Source organism: Kribbella sp. NPDC048837, from assembly GCF_055586945.1.
In genome coordinates, this window is the sequence record NZ_JBVJHF010000008.1 from 174,907 (window position 1) to 198,068 (window position 23,162).

The following is a 23,162-nucleotide window of genomic DNA, read 5'->3' on the forward strand; positions in this document are numbered from 1 at the left end:
ACGGGTCCGTCGCCAGCCACCACCCGGCCAGAACTCCGGCCACACCGCGGGGCGAGCACGCGTGGGATGGGACGGGTCCGTCGCCAGCCACCACCCGGCCAGAACTCCGGCCACACCGCCGGGCGAGCACGCGTGGGATGGGACGGGTCCGTCGCCAGCCACCACCTGGCCTCGTCCTGCGGTCCGGTCTTCGATACCCGGGCCGGGACTCAGGCCGTAAGCATGGGCAGGGTGGTGCGCCGGCGCACACGGGGCGCCGACCTGGTTCACTCCCGCCACTCCCCGGCCGGAGCGGTGGTGCGCATGAGCGGGCGGTGACTGGTCTACCTCCAGCCACGCATGCCAATGGCAGGCCGGGTACGGACGGGCACGCGCGGGGCGGGTCTTAGTCGACCGACAGCCACTGCCCAGGCCACGAACCCAAGCCGGAGGACCGCTGCGCAGGAGCTGAGTGGGAACTGGTTGGCTCCAGCCGCCACCCGGGCCGGAGCACGGCTGGGCACGCGTCGGGTGGGACTTGGTTCTGCTCAAGCCGCCGCCCAGGGCCTGGCTCGGCATCGGGCACGAACTCCTGCTCGCCGTACGCAGGTGGTCGACCGGACCGTCGCGCTGGTCGAACCCGCTGGGTGCGCGATGAGCTTCGGGCCCTGACTGTGGCTCGGGTCAGGCACGGGTGATGGTGGTTATTCGGGGGGTGGGGGTTTTGGTGAGGGTGATCAGGCGGGTGGTGGGGGTGCCTGGTGGGAGGGGGGTGCTGGTGCCGGTGTGGTCTATGGCTTGGCCTGCGGTGAGGTGGTCGGTGGTTTTGAGGGTGACGGTGGTGGGGGTTTGGTGGGCGATGGTGGTTTTGTCGATCTGAATGCGGAGTCCCTGTACGCGGACTTGTTGTTTGCGGTAGGTGGCTAGCAAGGCGCGGTCGGCCTGCCATGGTTGGCTGCCGGGGACGTAGATCTTGTCGAGGATGTTCTGGTCGAGAGTCCAGAACGCGTGTGCACGTTGGGCGTCCAAGGCTCGGAGGGTGAGTGCCCAATCGGTTGCTTCGGTGCGTGACCCGGCAGTGGTCGGGTGCGGCGTGGTGGTTGATGGGGTTGTGGGGCCGGTGGACTCGGGTGGGTTGGTGGTGCCGGCGGGTGTCGTCGGGGTTGACGCGGCCGTAGGTGTCGTCGCCGTCGCGGCCGTAGGTGTCGTCGCGGTCGTGGGTGTTGGTGGGTTGTTGGCGTCTGTGGGGGTTGCGGGTTGGTTGCTGGCGGCTGCTGGGGTGGTGGGGGTGTTGAGGGCGTTGACTGTTGCTATGCCGATGAGCAGGACGATGGCTGCTCCGAGGCCGGCTGCTGCGACGACGCCGTACGCAGGGTGAGGCAGGCGCACGGCTAGGCGGTGCCACAGGGTTTGGTTGCGGCGCCACGGGTGGCGGCGGGTTCGGGGGCGGTCTGGTCGCGTTGGGGTCGCGACCGGTGCTGCGGGTGGGGTCGCTGCAGATGCGTCGGCGAGTGCCGAGGTGGGTGGCGTCGCGAGCGGTGCGAGGGCGAACGCCGAGATCGCGGTGGGCGGGGTCGGTGCAGGTGTCCCGGCGGGCGTCGACGGCGAGGTGGGTGGGAGCGCGACCGGTCCGGTGACGAATGCGGAGATCGCGGTGGGCGTCGTTGCGGGTGCGGGGTTGGGCGCTGCAGGCGGCGGGGTCGGTTTGGTGGCGAACGTCGAGGGTGTGCTGGGTGGGGTCGCTGCGGGTTCGGGAGTGAGGGCCGCGGGCGGCGGGGCCGCAGATGTTGGCGTGGCGTACGGCGAGGGCGTGGTGGGTGGGGGCGGTGCAGGTGGGGTTAGGCGGGATAGGGGGTTGATGGGGGTTGGGGTGCGGCGGGTGAGGGTGGGGCGGCGGAGGGGGCGGGGGCGGCGGGGGCGTTTGGGGAGGTTGGTGGGAGGGGGTGGGTGGGGGGTGGTGGACGGCGGCGGGGGGTGGGGGGTTGGCGGATTGGGTGGGGGCGGAGTGAGGGGGGTGCGGGAGAGTTCGATGGGGTCGTCGGGGGGTGGGGGGTTGGGGGTGGCGGCGGGCTTGGGGTGGGAGGGGGTGGGGTCTTGGAAGGCTAGGTCGATGGGGGTGGGGGCGGATAGCTGGAGGAGGTGGTGGGGTAGGTCGTGGAGTGGGGTTGTGGTGAAGAGGGTGGGGGTGAAGACGGATGGGTCGGCGCCGGCTTGGTGGGCGAGGGTGGCTAGGGCGATGAGGTCGTCGGTCGGGGTGGGGGTGGGTGTTGCTTGGAGGTGGAGGGCTGCGTCGGTGAGGACGGGGCGGCCGTCGGCGTCGAAGAGGGTGTTGGTTGGGCTCAGGCGGCCGTGGGTCAGTCCGGAGCGGTGGAGGTGGTCGAGAGCCTCGGCTAGGGGTGTGAGGAGGGTTACTAGCTCGCCTGGTGAGAGCGGGGGGCGGCGGGTGAGGAGGGCGGTCAGGCTGCCGGCTACGACGTACTGGCTGATGATCAGCCACTCGGCGCGGGTCTCGCGGAGCTCCAATAGGCGGGCGATGTGGGGGTGACGTATGCGTTGCAGGATGGTGAGGTCTTCACGGAGCTTCTCCTGGTCGGGGATCGTCGTGATCGGGATGCTTTTGAGTACGGCGTTGCGGCCGGACGCGAGGTCGCGGACCTGCCAGACGGCGCCGGCCGATCCGGACCCGAGCTTGCGGCGGAGGCTGTAGCCGGCGAGGTCTTCGAGGTCCATGCTCAAGAGAGTGCACGAATCGCGAGAAGCGCCGCGGAAGTTATCCACAGACCGCGGCCGGTGAGCGCGGAGTACGGCGTACGACGGGTGGCCTGTGGACGGCGGCGTACGGCGGGATGGGGCGCCGCCTACACTCGAAGGCGTGAGGAATATCAGGTATGTGGAGGCCGGATTCGGAGCCGACGCGGTGGACTACGAGACCGCGTGGGCCGAGCAGCGGCGTCTGCACGCGGAAGTTGCCGAGGGCACGGGTTCTGACACGGTCATCCTGCTCGAGCATCCGCCGGTGTACACGGCGGGCAAGCGGACGGAGCCGCACGAGCGGCCGCTCGACGGTACGCCGGTGGTGGACGTCGACCGTGGTGGGAAGATCACGTGGCACGGGCCGGGGCAACTGGTGGGCTATCCGATCGTGAAGCTGGCCTCACATGTGTACGTCGTGGACTACGTTCGGCGGCTCGAGGAGGCGCTGATCGGGGTCTGTGCTGAGCTTGGGGTGAAGACGGGGCGAGTCAAGGGGCGCAGCGGGGTTTGGGTGGCCGCGGACGATCGTGGGCGGGAGCGGAAGATCGCGGCGATCGGGATCCGGGTTGCGCAAGGTGTGACGATGCATGGGTTCGCGTTGAACTGCGACAACGATCTGGCTTGGTTCGATCGGATCGTGCCCTGTGGGATCGCGGATGCGGATGTCACGACCTTGTCGCGCGAGCTGGGGCGGGATGTTTCGGTGACTGAGGTGCTTGAGCCTGTGCGGCGGCATGTGGATGAGCTGCTTGCTTGGGAGGAGTACGAGCGGAGTCCGGACATTGATCACGCCGAGGAACCGCCGACGGCTATCACGTACGGGTTGACTGTTTGAGGCTTGCTGCCGCGGCGTTTGTGGGTTTGTGCAGGTAGCTCACAGGCGGTTGGAGTTGACGCGGACGGTCGGGCTTCGGGGTTAGTTCGTGGGTGGGGGTGGGGTGGGTAGGGGTGGTAGGCCAACTTCGGTGCGCCAGGTTTTGTGGAGGGTGTGTAGGTGGGTGGCGACTTGGGGGTTGGTGGGGAGGTGGTTGGTTTGTTCGGGGAGGTCTTGGGTGAGGTTGGAGAGGAACCAGCCGTTGCCCATGGGGGCGTGTTCGTAGGTTTTGAGGTGTTGGGTGGCGGGGGTGTCGGCGACCCAGGTGAGTTTCCAGGGGCCGGAGCGGACTGACCATTGGAATTCGCAGTCCCAGTGGAGGGTGTCGTGGGCGGCTTCTGACTGGCCGGACAGGACCGGGAGGAGGTCCAGGCCGTCGGTCGCCGGGACGGTTGCGCCGGCTGCGGTGGCCAGGGTTGGGACCAGGTCGAGGGTGCTGACCAGGGCGTCGGTACGGTGGCCGGCGGGTAGGTGGCCGGGCCAGCGCCAGAGCATCGGGATGCGGATGCCGCCGTCCCAGAGGGTGTACTTCGTGCCGCGGAGCGGAGTGTTGTCGCCGAAGTTGCAGGTGGAGCCGCCGTTGTCGGTGACGTAGACGACGATCGTGTTGTCGTCGACCAGGTCGAGCAGCCGGCCGATCTCGGCGTCCATGAGTTCCAGCTGGGCGAGGTAGTACTCCCGGCCGTGCGGCAGGTTCGGCACGATCACGTCGTCGTACCACTCGGCGAAGGGGCCGTCCACGTCCGGCGTCCAGTCGCGGAAGGTGGGCAGTCCGCGGGCGGCGAGTTCGGATTCCGGCAGTTGCCAGCAGAAGTTGTGCACCGCGTTGAACGCGAGCATGCAGAAGTACGGCCGGTCGTCCGCACCGGTGATGAACTCCGCCGCCCGTCGCCCGAGCTCCGCGGTCAGGAAGCCCTCGTGCTCGACGGGCTCGTCCCCGGACAGCAACGGCTGGACCGCCATGTGATGCGCGGCCGGCTGCCCGTACGACGAGACCGCGTCCTCCGAGTGGTGCAGATAGTTGAGCCGCCCGAACGACTGACCGGCCAGCCCGTACAGCGTCTCCTCGAACCCATGATGCGGCGGACAGGCCCGATCACCGACCGCCTCTCCCCCGTAATGCACCTTGCCGAAGTACCCGGTGCGATACCCCTGGTCCCGCAGGATCTCCGCCAGCGTCGGTACGTCGTCCGGCGGGAAAGCGGCCGAGTCGAACCACTGACCACCCCACCGCTGCTGGTACCGCCCGGAGATGATCGCGGCCCGCGACGGACTGCAGATCGGCGCCGTCACGTACGCGTCGGTGCAACTCACGCCCTCGGCCGCGAGCCGATCGAGGGCGGGCGTCCGTACGTCCTGGTGGATGCCTTGGACACCGCGATCGGCGTACCCGTGGTCATCGGAAACGATCAGCAGAATGTTGGGGGCGCTCAATGGCCCGTCCTCTCAGTCAGACGCTCGGCCTGGTCGGCTTTCGCGAGTACGTCGATCCGGTCGGGGTCCACGATCGATCGCAGCTCGGCATCGAGCTTGGCGACGAGAGACTCGTCCGTCGAGAGGTCGTGGAGCTCCGACGGATCGTTGTCGACGTTGAAGACCTGAGGTGCGTGGGCGGGACCGTAGTAGCAGTACTTCCACGGCCCCGACTTCAGCAGGAAACCGCCGTCGACCATCCCCTGAGCGTGGTACTCCGACAGCACGGGCCGATCGGAAGGCTCGAGCAGACTCCGCCCAGGAAGAGCCGGGTCCAGCGGCAGTCCGGCGATCTCCCGGAGGGTTGGGAGTACGTCGATCAGGCTGACCTGTGACGCGATCCGAGCCGGGCGCAGCGACGGATGACGAAGCAGCAGAGGGATGTGTACGGCGGGCTCGTAGAAGCACTGCTTCTGCCAGATGCCGTGGTGGCCCGCCATCTCGCCGTGGTCACTCGTGTAGATGACGACCGTGTCGTCAGGCACCGCTGCCAGCAGCCGACCGATCTGGTGGTCGAGGTGACTGATCAGTCCCCAGTAGCAGACCGTCGCCTCACGCACCTGCTCCTCGGTCAGCGGCTCGTCATTGCGGAACCCGTGCCGGAGCAGCGAGATCACCGGATGCTCGCCGCCGGTAGCCACAGGCAGCTCGACGTCCGCCGGATCGTAAAGCGCGCGAAACGCCGGTGGTGCGACCAACGGGAAGTGCGGATGCATGTACCCGACGTACAGCAGGAACGGGTCCGGCCCGGGATCGCGCAAGAACTCCAGCGCTGCATCGGTCGCCGCGACGTCGTGCCTGGTGTGGACGTGGTCGCCGGACCCGTGTTCGGTCACGTGGGAGTTGGACGGTCGCCGCCAGTCCGTCGTACGACGAGGTGGACGGCCACTGTGGTCGAGCCAGAAGTCCAGGTCGTCGGTCAGCCGACGGTCGAACCCGAGCAGCCGGTCCGGTCCGTTGAAGTGGGTCCGGCCCGCGATCACCGAGGTGTAACCCGCCTCGCGCAGATGGTGACCCCACGTGCGAAGCGACGGCCCGGGGATCACGCCGTTGTCCCAGGCCCCGATCTGGTGCACGTACTGCCCGGCCATCAGTGAGAGCCGCGACGGCACACACATCGGGCTGTTCGTGTACGCGCGGTCGAACGAAACACCCTGCGCGGCCAGCTGATCCAGATGCGGTGTCCGGACGTGCGGATGGCCGGCCCACCCTGATGCGGAGGCCGTGTGCTCGTCGGACAGGACCACCAGGATGTTGGGACGGCGCATGGGATCTACCTTAGGCAAGCGATTGACCTTCCGCGTGGTGCCGAAGTGTCTGCGGGGTGTGACGGGCAAACGTCGCTACCTTGGGGGTGTGTCCAAATTTCTTGGGTTCTTGCTCGGAGTGGCCGTAGCGCTCGCCGGGCCGGCGATCTTCGGGGTGCTCGCGGCGCCGGGCGGTATCGAGCTGAATACGAAGGAGATGGCGCTTGCCTACGGCATCGGCGCGCTGATCTTCTGGACCGTGGTGTCGTACTTCACCGGCGCCGGCGCACTGGGTGCGTTCGTCGCCTTCGGCACGCTGGTCTACTGCTGGCTCTGGATCCCGAACCGGACCACGAACTTCCTCAACGACGTCCCCGGGGTGACCACCGGGATGATCGAGGGGTCGAAGCAGTACACGCTGAACGGCGTCGTACCGATCCTCACGGTGATCTCGCTGGTCTACGGGATCCAGCTGATCGTGCACGGGGTGCAGCGCCGGCGGCGGGAGCGGGTCGAGGCGGAGCGGCTGCAGCGGGAGCAGGAGGCCGCGCAGGCGCAGCAGGAGGCGGACGCCGCGGCGGTGTACCCGGTTGCCGGGAGCACCTATCCGGTGGCGGGTCAGTACGCCGGGTCGTACGAGAACAGGAGCCGGTTCGACGACCTGTTCGACGAGGACCCGGAGCCGGTGCAGCCGCGGAACCAGGCGGACGAGCAGACCGCGCAGTACCCGGTCGCGGGGTTCGACCAGACCGCGCAGTACCCCGAGGACGATGCCCAGGGCAACGACCCCGACGACACCGTGCTGGTGCCGACCGATCGCGACGAGACGGTCCAGGTGCCGGCCGCTCCCCCGGCGGACGCCGAGCCGGAGGACACCGCGGCACCGGAGGACGAGGGCGAGCCGACGCAGGAGGCGCCTCGCGTCGAGCCGCAAGCAGAGGCTCAGCCGGAGGTGACGCAGGTCGCCCCGGCAGCAGCGCCGAAGGCGGACGAGACAAAGGCGGACGAGACGAAGGCCGCGGAGACGAAGGCGCCGGAGGCGAGGCCGGAAGCGCCGGCCGAGCCGAAGGTGGAGCAGCCACCGGCGAAGCAGCCGGAGCCGGTCGCCGCACCCGAGGCGAAGGCCTCGGAGCCAGCCGCCGCACCCGAGGCGAAGACCCCAGAGCCAGCCGCCGCACCCGAGGCGAAGACCCCGGAGCCGGTCGCAGCGAAGGAAGACCCCGCACCCGAGGCGAGGCAAGAGCCCGCCCCCAAGCCCGAGGAAGCGGTTGCCCCGAAGGCACAGGACGCGCCAGCCCAGAAGCCCCAGGACGCCCCCGCCCCGAAGCCCCAGGAGCCGGCTGCTGCCGAGCAGAAGGCGCCCGAAGCGAAGGACGAGCCCGCCAAGGAGGCGTCCGAGGGTAAGGCGGAGAAGGTGCCGGCCACCAAGGAGCAGGTGGGCTCTCAGTATCGGGAGCGGATGGAGGACCCCGAGGACACCGGGGAGTTCCACTTCACCGCGTTCGAGAGCCCCGTCGTCCGGCCCGCCGGAACCTGAGACCTCAAGCGACGTGCATGCGCTGGTGCTGATCGCGCCGCGCATGCTCGGTGATGGCCTCGTCGTACGCCGCGGTCGCCATCGCCAGCACATCCGGCGCCATCTGCGCCCGCGGTGAGTCCGTGCTCCACGCCAGCAGCAGCTTGCGGTGGATCGGGTCGCCGACCAGGGTGCGGGTGGTGACGTCGGTGGAGAGCATCCGGTACGACGTCGGCGAGATCAGCGCGACGCCCTGACCACTCGTCACGAACCCCATCAGTACGGACGTGTCGACCGAGTGATGCTCCACCTTCGGCTGGAACCCGGCCGCCTCGCACGCCGCCCGGAACAGCACGTGGAACCCGCTGTCGTCCGGCGGCTCCCCGATCCACTCCTCGTCCGACAGCGCGGACAGCTCGATCTCCCCGCGGGCCCGCGACGCGACCGCCATCGGGTGGTCCGCGGACATCACGACGTACGCCGATTCCGACTCGACGACCGTGACCGCCTCGACGCCGCTCGGCAACCGCAGTTCGAACCCGGGGAACTCCCGCAACAGCGCGAAGTCGAGCCGCCCGCTCTCCAGCTGCTGCAACAGCACGCTGGTGGACCACTCGACCTCGATGCTGACCTGCTCGATCTCGCCGTGGTCGCGCAGCCGGGACGCGATCCCCGACATCGGCGCGGTCGGGAATCCGCCGAGCCGGGCCGCGCTGGACTCGACCGCGGTCATCGCGGACACGGTCGCGGACAGGTGGTCGACGTCGACCAGGATCGCCCGGGCGCGATCGACGGCGTACCGGCCCAGGGGCGTGGGGGTGACTCCGGTGCGGGAGCGCTCGAACAGCTCACCGCCGAACGCGGCCTCGATCCGCTTGAGCTGCGCGGTCAGGCTCGGCTGGCTGACCTTCAGCCAGCGGGCGGCCCGTCCGACGGACCCCGCTTCTGCCACTAGGACCACCACCCGCAGGTGGCGCAGCTCGACGTTCATGCGTTGAGACCGTAGTCCAGGTGCAGGCACAGCACACAGGGACCCAACATTGCGGTTTTGTCACAGCCAGGCCGTCGGTGTAACGCTCGGCCCGGCTGTGACGATGAGTCAGGACGCGTCCAGCGCCAGTGCCTCCCGGTAACCGAGCCGGCGGCCGGTCTGCAGCAGCGTCCGCTCGTAGAGCCGGGCGCCGAGGCGGATGATCAGTACGGTCGTGGCGAGCAGGATCACGATCGCCACCAGCGGCTGCCACACGGGCACGTTCTCGGTCAGCATCCGGCCCGGCATCGACATCGACGACGCGATCGGGACGAACGAGGCGACCGTCTTGGCCGACGACCCGGCGAACACCGAGAAGAAGAACGGGATCATCAGGATCATCTGGCCCGGCAGCGTGGTCGACCCGAGGTCCTCCTGCCGCGTGGCCAGCGATCCGGCCACCGCCCACAACCCGGCCAGCGCGACGAACCCGAGCACGAAGAACACCACGAACCAGCCGGCCACCGGCGCGACCACCTCGAGGATGTCGGCCTGGTCGGTGGCCAGCAGCCCGATCAGCGACGCGCCCGCGATCACCACGATCTGCCCGAGGGCCAGCGCGGTGCTGCCGAGCACCTTCCCCCACAGCAGCGACCGGATCGGCACCGCCGCGGCGAGGATCTCGACGACCCGGCTCTCCTTCTCCTGCACGACGCTCTGCGCGATCATCATGCCGAAGCCGAGAGCGGTCATGTAGAACACCAGCGCCAGCCCGATGTTGACGAAGTCGGACACGATGTCCGGCAGCGGACCGGGTTTCAGCAGCTGCAACTCGACCTTGGTGCCGGCTCGCAGCTCGTCCGGAGTCAGCCCCACGCGGGCCGCGTTCTGCTCCATCCCGACGTTGACCGCCGCCTCGCGCAGCGCGCTTTCCAGCCCTGAGTCGACCCGGTCCTTGCCGAGGACGACGTACCCGTCCTGGCCGGGCAGCAGCGCCGCCTTCACGTCGCCGTTCGTGACGAGCTGCTCGGCGGCCGGCCGGTCCGCCGCCCGGGTCACCTCGAAGCCGTCGCCGCCCTTGGTCGTGGACGCCTGTTGCACGATCTTCGCGCCGGCGTCGTCGATCACCGCGATCTTGTCGGCACCGCCGCGCCCGGCGAGCACCGCCGGCACGATGACGGCGACCAGCACGATCAGCAGCATCACCGCGGTCGACCCGATGAAGGTCTTGTCCCGCAGCTTGGTGGTGACCTCGCGCTGGGCGATCAGCATCCAGGGCCGGTCGAGAGTACGGTCGTTCATCGGGTCGCCTCCCGGAAGACGTCGCTCAGCGCCACCCGCTCCGGCCCGAACTCGAGCACCGGGCCGCGGGCGATCGCCTGCTGAAGAATCTCTTGCACAACACCGTCTTCCTCGACGTCGAAGAGCGCCGTACCGCCGGCGACATCGCGCACCTTGATGCCGCGCACGTCGCGCAACCAGCCCGCGTCGCCGTCCACCCTCAGCCTGTAGGTCAGCGAAGGCCCGGCGGCCAGCTCCGCAACGGGGCCCGCGGCAACGACTTTGCCGCGGGACAGCACGACCAGGTCGTCGCACAACCGCTCGACCAGGTCGAGCTGGTGGCTGGAGAACAGCACCGGCACCTCGTCGGTGACCTCCTCGCGGAGCAGGTCCACCATCGCGTCGACGGCGAGCGGGTCGAGACCGCTGAACGGCTCGTCGAGCACCAGCGCGATCGGCTCGTGCACCAGCGCGGACGCGATCTGCACCCGCTGCTGGTTGCCCAGCGACAGCGTCTCGAGTACGTCGGTCGCCCGCTCGGCCAGCCCGAGTCGCTCGAGCAGCTTGTCGACCCGCTCGGCGGCCCGCTCCGGCGAGAGACCGTGCAGCCGGCCGAAGAACACCAGCTGGTCGTGGATCTTCATCTTCGGGTACAGCCCGCGCTCCTCGGGCATGTAGCCGAAGTCGCGCCGTACCTCCCGGGTCAGCAGCTCACCCTTCCACCGCACCTCGCCGGCGGTCGCCGCGAGGACGCCGAGGATGATCCGCATCGCCGTCGTCTTCCCGGCCCCGTTGGCCCCGACGAACCCGGTCATCCGTCCCGGTACGACGTCGAATGTCACGTCGTCCAACGCCAGATGATCACCGAACCGCCGGGTGAGCCCAGCCACCCTCAGCATCCGTCACCGTTCCCATCGACTCAGCCCCTGTACTTTCTGGGGACAGCTCATCGCGTCCAGGCGAGCCTGCGCCCGACACTCCCCAAAGCTAGTCAGGACAAGGCCGTGCGCACGTCGTCCGCACGGGTGATCACCCAGGTCATCCGCGCGGCGGACGGATCAGGACGAGGGGTCGTCGCCCGGGGTGACGAGGCCGCATTCGTAGGCGAAGACGACGGCCTGGACGCGGTCGCGGAGGCCGAGTTTGAGCAGGACGCGGGAGACGTGGGTCTTGACCGTGGCCTCGCCGACGTAGAGCTGGTTGGCGATCTCGGTGTTGGTGAGGCCGCGGGCGATCAGGCCGAGGACCTCGCGCTCACGGTCGGTCAGCTCGGCCAGCAGGTCCGGGCGGTACACGCGTTCGCCGCCGCCGGTGAACCGCTTGATCACCCGCCGGGTCACCTCCGGCGCGAGCAGCGCGTGGCCGGAGTGCACGACCTGGATCGCGTCGACCAGATCCTCCGGCGCGGTGTTCTTCAGCAGGAACCCGCTGGCCCCCGCGCCGAGCGACTCGAACAGGTAGTCGTCCCGATCGAACGTGGTCAGGATCACGACCTTGCCGGCATCCGCCGCGACGATCTGCTGGGTCGCGGTGATCCCGTCCATCCCGGGCATCTGGACATCCATCAGTACGACGTCCGGCCGCAACGCCAGCGCGAGCTCGATCGCCTTCTCGCCGTCCGACGCCTCACCGATGACCTCGATGTCCGGCTCGACCGAGAGGATCATCCGGAACCCGGCCCGGACCAGGTCCTGGTCGTCCACGAGCAGGACCCGCATCGGCGTCGGCTCAGTCATCGGTCCCTCCGGTCAGCGGGCGGTTCTGCGGGTCGAGCGGGATCCGGACCCGGACCCGGAAGCCACCGACCGGGCGCGGCCCGATCTCGCTCTCGCCGCCGAGCAGACCGACCCTCTCACGGATCCCGACGTGACCCAGCCGGCTCCCGACCGGCGCGTGTTTCGGCCGGCCGTCGTCGAGGACCTCAAGCTCGACCGCGTCCCCGAGGTAACGCAGGGTGATGTGCGCACTGCGCGCTGTCGAGTGCCGGCGTACGTTCGTCAGGGCTTCCTGGGCGATCCGGTAGACCGACACCGACACCGTCTCGGGCAGCTTGACCGGTGCGCCGATCTGGTGGAAACCGACCGACAGGCCCTCGCCGTTCACCTCCGCGATCAGCGCGGGCAGCCGGTCGGCGCCGGCCTGTGGCTCCTTGACCGCCGGTGCCGCGATGTCGAGATCCGGGTCGGCCGCGCGGAGCATGCCGAGCAGCTGGCGCATCTCGTTCACCGCCGTACGGCTGGAGTTCTCGATCACGCTGAGTGCGTCCTTGGCCGCGTCCGGGTCGGTGTCCATCACCCGGCGGGCGCCACCGGCCTGGACGCCGATGCTGCTGATGTGGTGCGCGACGACGTCGTGCAGTTCGCGGGAGATCCGCAGCCGCTCGTCGATCACCGCGCGCCGGGCGTTCGCCTCCTGCTGCGTGGCGAGCTCGGCGGCCTGCTGCTCGAGCTCGTACCGCTGCCGGGCGATCCCCCACGCGGTCCGGCCCCAGAAGTACGCGCCGAAGAAATAGAGCGCGTTCAGCGCGAGCGTGATGATGACACCCGAGACGTACGGCGAGAACAGGGCGTGGTTTGGCCCTTCGATCTCGTTGTTGCGGAGCGCCCGGACGAAACCGAGTACGAGCCAGCCGAACATGCCGATGAAGACGACGGACACCGCCGCCTTCATCAACCGGCGGTCCCGCGACCACGCGACCGCGGCGTAGATCGCCATGAACATCGTCGCCTGGGTGACCAGGTTGCCGCTGAACGCGAAGGTGGCCCGCTCGCCGGTGACGACGAACAGCACGGAGACGAGCAGGAGCACCGGGATCGGCCAGCGGCGCCGGACGCACAGCGGCAGCGCCACGGCCGCGCTGAGCACGTACGGCTCGACTCCGCCGATCCCCAGGTCGACGTGCGTCGGGGCGGCGCCCCGGGCCAGCTCGGCCCCGATGGCGCCCGCCAGCGCCATCGCGAGACCCAGCAGGACGTCGTTGCTGCGCTGCTTCGGCGACGGTCCGGGCCGCACCCAGCCCTGAACCGTCGTCCCGGTGGCGGGTGGTGTCCCCGGCTCGGCGTTCGACGACGCCGTACCGAGTTCGAGCGTGGACATAGCTCATCAGCCTACGGGTGGATGGCTCCTGACCCCGGCCGCGTACCCTGGAGGGCGTGACGATCGCCCCAGAAGGACGGAAACTGCTCAGGCTCGAGGTGCGCAACGCGGAGACCCCGATCGAGCGCAAACCCGAGTGGATCAAGACCCGCGCCAAGATGGGCCCGGAGTACCAGGCACTGCAGAAACTCGTGAAGTCCGAGCAACTGCACACGGTGTGCCAGGAAGCCGGTTGCCCGAACATCTTCGAGTGCTGGGAGGACCGCGAGGCCACCTTCCTCATCGGTGGCGACCAATGCACCCGGCGCTGCGACTTCTGCCAGATCGACACCGGTAAACCGGAGGCGCTGGACCGCGACGAGCCGCGCCGCGTGGCCGAGTCGGTCCGGACCATGGGCCTGCGGTACGCGACCGTGACCGGCGTCGCCCGCGACGACCTGGACGACGGCGGAGCCTGGCTGTACGCCGAGACGATCCGCCAGATCCACGAGCTCAACCCGGGCACCGGCGTGGAGATGCTCGCGCCGGACTTCAACGCCGTACCGGAGCAGCTGGCCGAGGTGTTCTCGTCCCGGCCGGAGGTGTTCGCGCACAACGTCGAGACGGTGCCGCGGATCTTCCGCCGGATCCGGCCCGGCTTCCGGTACGAGCGTTCGCTCGACGTGATCACCCAGGCCCGCGACTACGGGCTGGTGACCAAGTCGAACCTGATCCTCGGCATGGGCGAGACCCGCGAGGAGGTCAGCCAGGCGCTGCGCGACCTGCACGCGGCCGGCTGCGAGATCATCACCATCACCCAGTACCTGCGCCCGTCGGTGCGGCACCACCCGGTCGAGCGGTGGGTCCGGCCGGAGGAGTTCGTCGAGTTGAAGGACGAGGCCGAGGCGATCGGCTTCGTCGGTGTGATGTCCGGTCCGCTCGTGCGTTCGTCGTACCGGGCCGGTCGGCTGTACCGTCAGGCTGTGGAATCGCGGATGAATTCCGCGGCACGAGACGCATAACAGGGACCCGGGAGACATGGCCAAGAACGACGCGCCCGAAGAGAAGACCAGTCGGCTCAAGCAGATCCGGTCGGCGTACACGCTGACCAAGAAGTCCGACCCGACGGTCGGCCTGGTGCTCGCCGGGATCTTCCTCGGCATCGTCGGCGTGTTCGTCCTGCTCGGATTCCTGGTCGGACCGCTGCTGATCTGGATCCCGCTGGGTGTCGCGCTCGGGTTCCTGGCCGCCACGATCGTGTTCGGCCGCAAGGTCGAGAAGGCGGCGTACAGCCAGATCGAGGGGCAGGCCGGTGCGGCCGCGTCCGCGCTGCAGACGCTGCGCCGCGGCTGGACCGTGACGCCCGCGATCGCGGTCACCAAGAACGCCGACATCGTGCACCGCGTGGTCGGCCGGCCGGGCATCGTGCTGGTCGGCGAGGGGCAGGCGAGCCGGGTGAAGAACCTGCTCGCCGCCGAGGGCAAGAAGCACACCCGGGTGGCCGGTGGCGCCCCGGTGATCCAGATCGTCGCCGGTCAGGGCGAGGACGAGATCGACATCCGCAAGCTGACCAAACACGTGATGAAGCTCCCGCAGGCACTGCAGCCGTCGGAGATCACCGACCTGCTGCAGCGGCTGAAGGCGCTGGACGCCGTCCGCCCGCAGGTGCCGATGCCGAAGGGCCCGGTCCCGACCAGCCTCAAGGGCGCACGGCAGGCCATGAAGGGCCGCTGACAGGGGCGTTGAGAGGGCGCTGACAGGGCGCTGACAGGGGCGCTGACCAGCGCCGGGGGGCGACGAACACCTTCCTCTGCGTGAGCCGCCGGTAACCCGGCGGCCGCTCAGCAGTTGATCAGTCGTGACGTGGCACGTGTGTGCCTTCGTGTCGCGTCGTGGGGTGGTGGTTGGGCCTTAAGGTGCGACCAGGACGGATCGAGGACACGAGGTTGACGACCATGACGGATCTCTTACCGGCGGTTGTGCATCAGCCGGCGGCGGAGACGTGGCCGACACTGGCCCGCCCGCGGTCGAACCCCGTTCGCCGGGCCGGCGCGCTGGCCGCGATCCGTCTGATCGCCAAGGACCTGCCCGCGACCATCCACCTGGAGAACCGGACCTACGGCCTGGGCGGCCCGGCGATGCGGGTGCACCGGAGCGCGCACTTCCTGGACCGGCTCGGGCACGACGCCGGATCCGGGTTCGGCGAGGCGTTCCTGGCCGGCGACTGGGATCCGGAGCCGGGCACCGATCTGGCCGATCTGCTGGTCCCGTTCGCCGAGCGGTTCAGCAACGAGGAGACCCGGCACCTGCTGCCGAAGTGGGCGCAGTCGCTGCGCTGGCTGGTGACCCGCTCCCAGCCGGGCGACCAGGAGAACGACCGGGCCGGCGCCCGGGAGAACGTCAGCCGGCATTACGACCTGAGCAACGCGATGTTCTCCGAGTTCCTCGACCCGACCCTGACCTACTCGGCGGCGTACTTCGGCGGCGACCCGATGGCCGGCCTCGCGACGGCGTCGTACGACGAACTCACCCAGGCCCAGCTGAACAAGCTGGACTCGATCCTCGACGCGGCCGGTGTCGTGTCCGGGTCGCGCGTGCTGGACATCGGCTGTGGCTGGGCGAGTCTCGCGATCCGCGCCGCCCAGCGGGGCGCCTGGGTGACCGCGATCACCATCGCCTCGCAGCAGGCGTTGCTGGCGCAGCGCCGGATCGCGGAGGCCGGAGTGAGCGACCGGGTCCAGGTCGCGCTGCGTGACTACCGGGACCAGATCGGCGAGTTCGACGCCGTGCTGAGTGTAGAGATGATCGAGGCGGTCGGCGAGAAGTACTGGCCGGTCTACTTCGACGCGATCGAGCGCCGGCTGACCCCGGGCGGGGTCGCCGTGGTGCAGGCGATCGTGATGCCGCACGAGCGGATGCTCGCGACCCGGAACACCTTCACCTGGGTGCAGAAGTACATCTTCCCCGGCGGCCTGATCCCGTCGATCAAGGTGATCCAGGACATCACCGCCCAGCACACCGGCCTGCGGGCCGAGGTGCTCCGTCACCTCGGCGGGGACTACGCGCGGACGCTGCGGATCTGGCGGAACCGCTTCATGGACCGCGCGGGAGCCATCGAGGACCTCGGCTTCGACAGCACCTTCCGGCGGATGTGGGAGTTCTACCTGGCGTACTCCGAGGCCGGCTTCCGCACCGGGTACCTGGACGACGTCCAGCTCCGGCTCACCCGGCGCTGACTACCGCAGGACGACGACTGTCTTCGCCGCGAGGTCGTGCAGCCCTCGCCGGTCCCGGTCGAAGACCACGGCGGGGATGATCACGCAGATCAGCACGGCCCGGATCACACCGGCGAGCAGGCCGGGTTGTGCCGTGTACGTCGTACCGCCGCGGACCGGGATCACGCGGAGCCCACACAGCCGGTGACCGATCGTCGCGCCCATGAGGCCGGTCAGGATCGCGGTCATCGCGAAGAAGACGACCAGTTGCGCGGTGCTGAAGTCGTTGCCACCAGCCCAGATGGGCTTCGAGGTCACCGCCGACGCGATCAGCGCGGCGATCAGCCAGTCGACGAACAGCGCGAGGATGCGCCGGCCCCAGGTCGCGACCGAGCCCGGACCGTCCTGCGGCAGACCGAGCCGGTTCCCCGGAAACCGGAATTCTTCGGAGGGTCCTGTGCCCGGCTGCGCCGATGATGCCATGATGGCTAGCCTACGGAAGCACTCGCGCCCCCGCTGACAGCGGATCACAAGATCTCAGGGCGTGACCGCCGTACACCAGTGGGTCAGCGCGGACACGCTGGGCGTAACATCCGCGAAACATTGGGGTCACGACCGAGTAATGCCGAGGCCCTACGTTCAGATCAATCTCTGAGCCACCCTAGGAGTACGTATGTTTTCCAGCGCTGAGGAGCTGCTCGCCTACGTCAAGGACGAGGGCATCGAGATCATCGATGTCCGGTTCTCCGACCTGCCGGGCATCATGCAGCACTTCACCGTCCCGGTGTCGTCGTTCGGGCCCGAGGTCTTCGAAGAGGGCCTGATGTTCGACGGTTCGTCGGTGCGCGGGTTCCAGCAGATCCACGAATCCGACATGAAGCTGCTGCCCGACCCGACCACCGCCTTCCTCGACACGTTCCGTGGGACGAAGACGCTGGCGATCAACTTCTTCGTCCACGACCCGCTGACCGGCGAGGCGTACTCGCGTGACCCGCGCAACATCGCGCGGAAGGCGCAGGAGTACCTGAAGTCGACCGGCATCGCGGACACCGCGTTCTTCGCGCCCGAGGCCGAGTTCTACGTCTTCGACGACGTCCGGTTCGAGACCAAGCAGAACTCCGGCTACTACTCGATCGACTCGGTCGCCGGCGCCTGGAACACCGGCCGGGTCGAGGACGGCGGCAACCGCGGGTACAAGGTCCGCTACAAGGGTGGCTACTTCCCGGTCGCGCCGACCGACCACTTCGGCGACCTGCGCGACCAGATCACGCTGAACCTGGAGAAGGCCGGGCTGGTCGTCGAGCGCGCCCACCACGAGGTCGGCACCGCCGGTCAGGCGGAGATCAACTTCCGCTTCGACGAGCTGCTGAAGACCGCGGACAACCTGCAGAAGTTCAAGTACATCGTCAAGAACACCGCCTGGGCGGCCGGCAAGACGGCGACCTTCATGCCGAAGCCGATCTTCGGTGACAACGGCTCCGGCATGCACGTCCACCAGTCGCTGTTCTCCGGTGGCGACGCGCTGTTCTACGACGAGTCCGGGTACGGCGGCCTGTCCGACATCGCCCGCTGGTACATCGGCGGCCTGCTCAAGCACGCCCCGTCGCTGCTGGCCTTCACCAACCCGACGGTGAACTCCTACCACCGCCTGGTCCCGGGCTTCGAGGCGCCGGTCAACCTGGTCTACTCGCAGCGCAACCGCTCGGCCTGCATCCGGATCCCGATCACCGGGTCGAACCCGAAGGCGAAGCGGATCGAGTTCCGCTGCCCGGACCCGTCCGCCAACCCGTACCTGGCCTTCTCGGCCCAGCTGCTGGCCGGCCTGGACGGCATCCGCAACAAGATCGAGCCGGCCGACCCGGTCGACAAGGACCTCTACGAGCTGCCGCCGGAGGAGCACGCGGGCATCCCGCAGGTCCCCACCTCCCTGCCGGCCGTGATCGACTCCCTCGAGGCCGACCACGCCTTCCTGCTCGAGGGCGACGTCTTCACCTCCGACCTGATCGAGACCTGGGTCGACCTCAAGCGCGAGCAGGAGATCGCCCCCATCCAGCTCCGCCCCCACCCGCACGAGTTCGAGCTCTACTACGACGTCTGAGTTCGTCCGCACCAAGACGAGGCCCCCATCCGCTCTGGCGGGTGGGGGCCTCGGTCGTCAGGCCGGGATCAGTCCGGATACACATCCGGGAAGCCGAACAGGGCGACCAGGGCGGGATCGTGGTGGAACGCGACCGCCTGGGTGACCCCGGTGGCGGTGGTGGCCAGCACCACGGCACCGTTCGCCCGGAGCACGCCGTCCGCGGCCCGGTGGTAGACGACGGCCGCGGGCTGGCCGTTGGCGGTGGTCGCGAGCATCCGCCAGTCGCCCGGCGTACCCAGCACATACGCGTCCAGCACGTGGATGCACATCGCCCGGCCTGCCTGCCAGTCGCGGAATGGCGTCGCCTCCAGCGTGGCGTCCGTCCGCAGCACCTTCTCCAGCAGGGCAGCGTCGGACCGCTCGAAGGCGGCGATGTACCCGTCCAGCAGCGCGCGTGCCCGCTGGTCGGTCGGTTCGAGCAGTTCCGCCGGCTCCGTCCCCAGCTCGTTCAGTCGGGCGCGGGCCCGCTGCAGACCGCTCTTCACCGCGGCGGTGGTGGTGTCGAGGACTTCCGCGGTCTCGGCGGCGGAGAAGGCCAGCACCTCGCGCAGGATGAGGATCGCGCGCTGACGGGCGGGCAGGTGCTGCAAGCTCGCGACGAGCGCCAGCCGTACGGACTCCCGCGCGACCACCACCGCGGCCGGATCATCGGGGGGCGAGGCGATCCACGCGTCCGGCAACGGTTCCAGCCACGAGATCTCGCCGGGCGCAACAGGACTCGGCACCCGGTCCGGATCGTCGCACGGGCCGGCCAGTCCGGACGGCAGCACGCGGATGCGGCGTGGCTCCAACGCCCTCAGGCAGACGTTGGTGGCGATCTTGTACAGCCAGGACCGGATCGACGAGCGACCCTCGAATCCGGCGTACGACCGCCACGCCCGTAGGTACGTCTCCTGCACCAGGTCCTCGGCGTCGTGCGCCGAGCCCACCATGCGGTAGCAGTGCGCCAGCAACTCCCGCCGATACCGCTCCGTCTCGGCGGTGAACCGATCCTGGCTCGGAGTCGCCCGCAGCTGCGCCGTCATGCGGCGAGCTTAGGCCGACGGATGGTGCGGCTCACGGCACCAGGGCCAGCTTGCCGATGGTGGCCCTGGCTTCCAGTTCCGCGAGCGCTTTCGGGCCGTCGACCAAGTCGTAGGCGGTGGGCCGGCCGGGGGTGAGTACGCCGGCAGCGATGAGCACGGACAGCTCGGCCATGACTTCACCGAAGATCTGCGGTGCGGCCTGGATCAGTACGCCGAGGTTCAGGCCGATGACGTGGATCTGGTGCCTGTACACCAGATCCCAGTTGGTGATCGTGGCTCTGCCGCCTGCCAGGCCGTAGACGATGACCCGGCCGGTCACCCGTTTGGCCACGGCCAGGCTGGCCTCGAAGGTGGTGCCGCCTGCCGACTCCAACACCAGATCGGCACCGGCGCCGCTGGTCAGCCGCAGCACCTCGGCGACGAGGTCGCCGCCGACGGAGTCCAGCGCGTGGTCCGCGCCCAGCGCGAGCACTGTCTCGTGCTTGCCCGGAGAGGCGGTGGCGATGACCGTTGCGCCGTAGTGCTTGGCCATTCTCACCGCGGCCTGGCCGGTCGCGCCCGCCGCGGCGTGGATCACCACGGTCTGCCCGGCAGCGATGCCACCCAGAGGCTTGAGTGCGGCCAGCGCGGTGGGCCAATTGACGACCATGCCCAGCGCCTGCTGCTCTGTCCAGCCCGCGGGCACCGGTGCCGCAGCGGCCGCGGGCAACACCATGTATTCGGCGAAAGCACCGTCTCCGACGCCGATGACGCGAGTCCCCGGGCACGGGCCGGTCACCTCCTCGCCCACTGCGACGACCTCGCCGACAGCCTCGAAACCGGCCAGGTACGGCGGCCTGGGACCATCCAGGAACGTGCCATGAGCCTTCGAGATGTCGGCGAAGTTGATCCCGGTGGCGGCCACCCGGATCAGGATCTCCCCCCGGCCAGGGACCGGTACCGGCGCGTCCCTGATCAGGCGCATGTCCCGCGGACCGTTAAGGGACGTCTGCTGCAGGGCGCGCATGGTGGCGGGGATGCTCATGGGCGATCACCATTCCTTCCTCGGCATGACCGGCCCGTCCGGCGGGCCGGCCGTTTACCAGGTAGACCCCCGCCACCGCGCAAAGGAATCGACCGGCTATGGCCGGGTGAGGATCGTGCTCACCTCGGCGAGTTGGTCGGAGGTCAGCGGGCCGTGCGCCAAGGCGCCGGCGTTCTCCTCGACCTGGGCGACGGTTTTGAAGCCGGGGATCGGGATGAAGGCTTCGCTGCGGGCCCAGAGCCAGGCGAGAGCGCCTTGGGCGAGGGTGCGGCCGTCCGACGTCAGTACGTCGCGGATAGCGTCGAGGCGGCGGAGGGACTCCGCCTGGTCGCCGGTCCGGAAGTTCCACCCGTGCCGTACGTCGTCCGCCGGCAGGCTGCTGTCCTGCGTGAACTTGCCGGTCAGCAGGCCCATGCCGAGCGGACCGCGGACGATGCTCGCGAGACCGCTCTGCTCACACAGCTCGAGCACCTCGTCGTTGCCGCCGAACACGTTGAAGTGCTGCTGGATCGCCTTGCAGTGCGCGCTTTTCGCGAACACCGCGGCCCGCTCGGGGCTGTCCGTGCTCCAGCCGATCGCCCGGACCTTGCCGGCGGCGACCAGCTCCTCGAACACCGCGAGTACGTCGTCCGCCTTCGCCAGGTCGTAGCCGCCGAGGTGGAACTGGTACAGGTCGATCCGGTCGGTCCCGAGCCGGCGGAGCGACTCGTCGCAGGCCCAGCGGATGTAGTCCGGGTCGCCGTTCTCCCCCGGTGCCTCCCGCGTCTCCTCGACGTACGTGTAACCGGCCTTGGACGCGATCACGATCTCGTCCCGGACATCACCGAGCGCGGCCGCGATCAGCTTCTCGCTGTGCCCGCACCCGTAGACGTCGGCCGTGTCGAAGAACGTGACGCCGAGGTCGTACGCACGCCGCAGCGCGCGCTTCGACTCCGCGTCGTCGATCACTCCCCACCCCACCGGACTCCCCTGCCGCGCGTGCGGCCCACCGATCGCCCAGCACCCCATCCCGAGCGCACTCACCACCGGACCACCCACGCCAAGCGAACGCTGCGCCGTCGTCATCCGACCCTCCGACCCTCGGGAACGTTTCCAGCATCCTCGTCCGTCCCCCTGTTTCCGTCCAACACGGAAACAAACTGAAGCCCATGAACCCTGCTACTGAGTCAGAGGCCTTCCAGGGCCTGGAGGCGGCCGGTGGTGATGGCTTGGGAGAGGGCTGCGTGGTCGCGGTCGTTCTGGTCGGCGTACGCCGTGGCGAAGTCGGCGACGGCGCGGTCGAAGCGTTGGGACTTGCCGAGGTACGCCGCGATCGCGAAGCGGTCGCCGGAGCGGGCGTGGGCTCGGGCCAGGGTCCAGCCGCAGAGCTGGGCGTAGAGCTTCATGGCCTTCGGGTTCAGCTGCTCGATCTCGGCGGACATCTTCCAGTCGCGGAGTTGCCGCAGGTAGTAGTCCTGCGCGCCGTCCGGGGCGTCGGCGTGCAGCCAGCCGAGGAAGATGTCGCTGGCGGCCTGCATGAGCCGTTGGCCCGCGACCACACGCTCCCCCTGGTTCGTATGCTCCGAGGCACCGGCGTACTCGCTCAGCACGGAGGGACCGGCCTGCTTGGCCTGCAGGAGCAGGGCTTCGTCCGCGACGGTCGACTCCAGCAGCAAGATCCACGCCCGGGTGCCCACGCTGCCGACGCCGACCACCTTGTGGGCGACGTCCGTGAGCCGGAAGTGATCGAGCAGGTGCCGGCGATCCTGCTGCAAGGTGGCGCGATAGTCCGCGACGAGCGCCTCCAGCTGGTCGAGCACGAGCTCGCTGTCGATACCCGCGAGCTCGTTGAGCGGCATCACCAGCGGTGGATCGGAAACGATCCGCCGGCGGCCGTCCACCATAGTGGTGAGCTTCCCGATCGCCTGCAGGTTGTCGCGGGTGTACGCCTTCGCGAGGCTCTTGTGGGCAGTCCTGAGCTCGGCCTTCCGCCGCTTGCGCTCGGCCGGCGACAGTGTCGCCTGGTACTGCGCGATCATGTCCTCGACGTCGAGGCGCGTGTACCAGACCTTGAGGATCGACTGCCGCGCCAGCTCGCGCATCGCCTCGCGATAGCTCCGTACGGCGATCCGCGCGAGGCGCCGGCACTTCTTCGCACTGAAGCCGTTGTCCCGGCCCGCCACCACGAAGCTCGTCGCCAGCCGTTTGACGTCCCACTCGAACGGCCCGGGCAGCGTCTCGTCGAAGTCGTTGATGTCGAACACCAACCGCCGCTCCGGCGAGGCGTACGCGCCGAAGTTCGACAGGTGCGCGTCGCCGCAGAGCTGGACCGACAGCCCGGTCGAAGGCATCCGCGCCAGGTCCGCCGCCATGATCATGGCCGCACCGCGATAGAACGTGAACGGCGACACCAGCATCCGCCCGTGCCGGATCGGCACCAGTTCCGGAACCCGTCCCTCCGCCTGGCTGATCAGCAGCCCGATCGGATCCCGCCTCTTGCCCGGCCGGAACTCCGCGTGCGAGTCCAACGGCACGTCCTTCCGCACTGCCTTCCCCCGCGCCGCCCGCTGCTGCGCGCTCAACGCCTGCACAGTCATGACTCCAGCGTCA

Annotated in this window: 20 protein-coding genes; 7 read left to right on the forward strand and 13 right to left on the reverse strand. The window is 69.3% G+C overall.

The genetic code is table 11. The features are described from left to right. Nucleotides 1-451: 451 nt before the first annotated feature. Complete coding sequence (locus tag ACZ6O0_RS33125; protein WP_465768960.1) at nucleotides 452-637, forward strand: hypothetical protein; 186 nt, start codon at nucleotides 452-454, stop codon at nucleotides 635-637. Nucleotides 638-663: 26 nt separating this feature from the next. On the opposite strand, the gene ACZ6O0_RS33130 is transcribed toward ACZ6O0_RS33125, so the two are convergent. After that, nucleotides 664-2,709 carry a protein kinase domain-containing protein gene (locus ACZ6O0_RS33130; protein ID WP_465768961.1) on the reverse strand — a complete coding sequence of 682 codons (2,046 nt, stop codon included), beginning with the start codon at nucleotides 2,707-2,709 and terminating at the stop codon, nucleotides 664-666. 142 nt (nucleotides 2,710-2,851) lie between these two features. Here ACZ6O0_RS33130 and lipB point away from each other — a divergent pair, with 142 nt between their 5' ends. Continuing rightward, nucleotides 2,852-3,568, forward strand: a complete 717-nt coding sequence (gene lipB / locus ACZ6O0_RS33135; protein ID WP_465768962.1) for a lipoyl(octanoyl) transferase LipB — start codon at nucleotides 2,852-2,854, stop codon at nucleotides 3,566-3,568. A gap of 81 nt (nucleotides 3,569-3,649) precedes the next feature. On the opposite strand, the gene ACZ6O0_RS33140 is transcribed toward lipB, so the two are convergent. Then, nucleotides 3,650-5,041, reverse strand: a complete 1,392-nt coding sequence (locus tag ACZ6O0_RS33140) for a sulfatase family protein (protein ID WP_465768963.1) — start codon at nucleotides 5,039-5,041, stop codon at nucleotides 3,650-3,652. Beyond that, the gene (locus tag ACZ6O0_RS33145) at nucleotides 5,038-6,348 is read right to left on the reverse strand and encodes a sulfatase-like hydrolase/transferase (protein WP_465768964.1); all 1,311 of its coding nucleotides are present in this window, start codon (nucleotides 6,346-6,348) and stop codon (nucleotides 5,038-5,040) included. Before ACZ6O0_RS33145 ends, ACZ6O0_RS33140 begins: the two co-directional genes overlap by 4 nt. Nucleotides 6,349-6,436: 88 nt before the next feature. On the opposite strand from ACZ6O0_RS33145, the gene ACZ6O0_RS33150 reads away from it, so the two are divergent. Then, complete coding sequence (locus ACZ6O0_RS33150; protein WP_465768965.1) at nucleotides 6,437-7,864, forward strand: hypothetical protein; 1,428 nt, start codon at nucleotides 6,437-6,439, stop codon at nucleotides 7,862-7,864. Nucleotides 7,865-7,868: 4 nt separating this feature from the next. Here ACZ6O0_RS33150 and ACZ6O0_RS33155 read toward each other — a convergent pair whose 3' ends face one another. The 5 genes from ACZ6O0_RS33155 to ACZ6O0_RS33175 all read right to left on the reverse strand — a co-directional run bounded on the left by ACZ6O0_RS33155 (nucleotide 7,869) and on the right by ACZ6O0_RS33175 (nucleotide 13,190). Beyond that, nucleotides 7,869-8,834 carry a LysR family transcriptional regulator gene (locus ACZ6O0_RS33155; protein WP_465768966.1) on the reverse strand — a complete coding sequence of 322 codons (966 nt, stop codon included), beginning with the start codon at nucleotides 8,832-8,834 and terminating at the stop codon, nucleotides 7,869-7,871. 108 nt (nucleotides 8,835-8,942) lie between these two features. Then, a complete protein-coding gene (locus ACZ6O0_RS33160) occupies nucleotides 8,943-10,115 on the reverse strand; it encodes an ABC transporter permease (RefSeq protein ID WP_465768967.1) in 1,173 nt (390 codons plus the stop codon). Further along, nucleotides 10,112-10,993, reverse strand: coding sequence for an ABC transporter ATP-binding protein (locus ACZ6O0_RS33165; protein ID WP_465768968.1), 882 nt, complete (start codon nucleotides 10,991-10,993; stop codon nucleotides 10,112-10,114). The genes ACZ6O0_RS33160 and ACZ6O0_RS33165 overlap by 4 nt, the downstream gene beginning before the upstream one ends. A gap of 159 nt (nucleotides 10,994-11,152) precedes the next feature. Continuing rightward, nucleotides 11,153-11,830, reverse strand: coding sequence for a response regulator (locus tag ACZ6O0_RS33170; protein WP_465768969.1), 678 nt, complete (start codon nucleotides 11,828-11,830; stop codon nucleotides 11,153-11,155). Then, entirely contained in the window at nucleotides 11,823-13,190 is a 1,368-nt protein-coding gene (locus ACZ6O0_RS33175) for a sensor histidine kinase (RefSeq protein ID WP_465768970.1), read from the reverse strand. Before ACZ6O0_RS33175 ends, ACZ6O0_RS33170 begins: the two co-directional genes overlap by 8 nt. A gap of 56 nt (nucleotides 13,191-13,246) precedes the next feature. Between ACZ6O0_RS33175 and lipA the strand changes: the two genes are divergently transcribed. The 3 genes from lipA (at nucleotide 13,247) to ACZ6O0_RS33190 (ending at nucleotide 16,405) form a co-directional block, all read left to right on the forward strand. Further along, nucleotides 13,247-14,191 carry a lipoyl synthase gene (gene lipA, locus ACZ6O0_RS33180; RefSeq protein WP_465768971.1) on the forward strand — a complete coding sequence of 315 codons (945 nt, stop codon included), beginning with the start codon at nucleotides 13,247-13,249 and terminating at the stop codon, nucleotides 14,189-14,191. Nucleotides 14,192-14,207: 16 nt separating this feature from the next. Further along, entirely contained in the window at nucleotides 14,208-14,903 is a 696-nt protein-coding gene (locus ACZ6O0_RS33185; RefSeq protein WP_465768972.1) for a DUF4191 domain-containing protein, read from the forward strand. Between the two features lie 221 nt (nucleotides 14,904-15,124). Then, nucleotides 15,125-16,405, forward strand: a complete 1,281-nt coding sequence (locus ACZ6O0_RS33190) for a class I SAM-dependent methyltransferase (RefSeq protein ID WP_465768973.1) — start codon at nucleotides 15,125-15,127, stop codon at nucleotides 16,403-16,405. Here the strand turns inward: ACZ6O0_RS33190 and ACZ6O0_RS33195 are convergent, their stop codons facing one another. Next, a complete protein-coding gene (locus ACZ6O0_RS33195; RefSeq protein WP_465768974.1) occupies nucleotides 16,406-16,867 on the reverse strand; it encodes an RDD family protein in 462 nt (153 codons plus the stop codon). Between the two features lie 190 nt (nucleotides 16,868-17,057). Here ACZ6O0_RS33195 and glnA point away from each other — a divergent pair, with 190 nt between their 5' ends. Beyond that, a complete protein-coding gene (glnA, locus tag ACZ6O0_RS33200; protein ID WP_465768975.1) occupies nucleotides 17,058-18,482 on the forward strand; it encodes a type I glutamate--ammonia ligase in 1,425 nt (474 codons plus the stop codon). 68 nt (nucleotides 18,483-18,550) lie between these two features. Here the strand turns inward: glnA and ACZ6O0_RS33205 are convergent, their stop codons facing one another. From ACZ6O0_RS33205 to ACZ6O0_RS33220, 4 genes are all read right to left on the reverse strand, one after another. Further along, nucleotides 18,551-19,549 carry an RNA polymerase subunit sigma-70 gene (locus ACZ6O0_RS33205; protein WP_465768976.1) on the reverse strand — a complete coding sequence of 333 codons (999 nt, stop codon included), beginning with the start codon at nucleotides 19,547-19,549 and terminating at the stop codon, nucleotides 18,551-18,553. 31 nt (nucleotides 19,550-19,580) lie between these two features. Then, nucleotides 19,581-20,573, reverse strand: coding sequence for a zinc-binding dehydrogenase (locus tag ACZ6O0_RS33210; protein WP_465768977.1), 993 nt, complete (start codon nucleotides 20,571-20,573; stop codon nucleotides 19,581-19,583). A gap of 96 nt (nucleotides 20,574-20,669) precedes the next feature. Continuing rightward, nucleotides 20,670-21,638 (reverse strand): aldo/keto reductase, encoded by a 969-nt coding sequence (locus tag ACZ6O0_RS33215; RefSeq protein ID WP_465768978.1) that lies wholly within the window; start codon nucleotides 21,636-21,638, stop codon nucleotides 20,670-20,672. Nucleotides 21,639-21,739: 101 nt separating this feature from the next. Next, nucleotides 21,740-23,149: a DUF2252 domain-containing protein gene (locus ACZ6O0_RS33220; protein WP_465768979.1), complete on the reverse strand. Its 1,410-nt coding sequence runs from the start codon at nucleotides 23,147-23,149 to the stop codon at nucleotides 21,740-21,742. Nucleotides 23,150-23,162 lie beyond the last annotated feature (13 nt).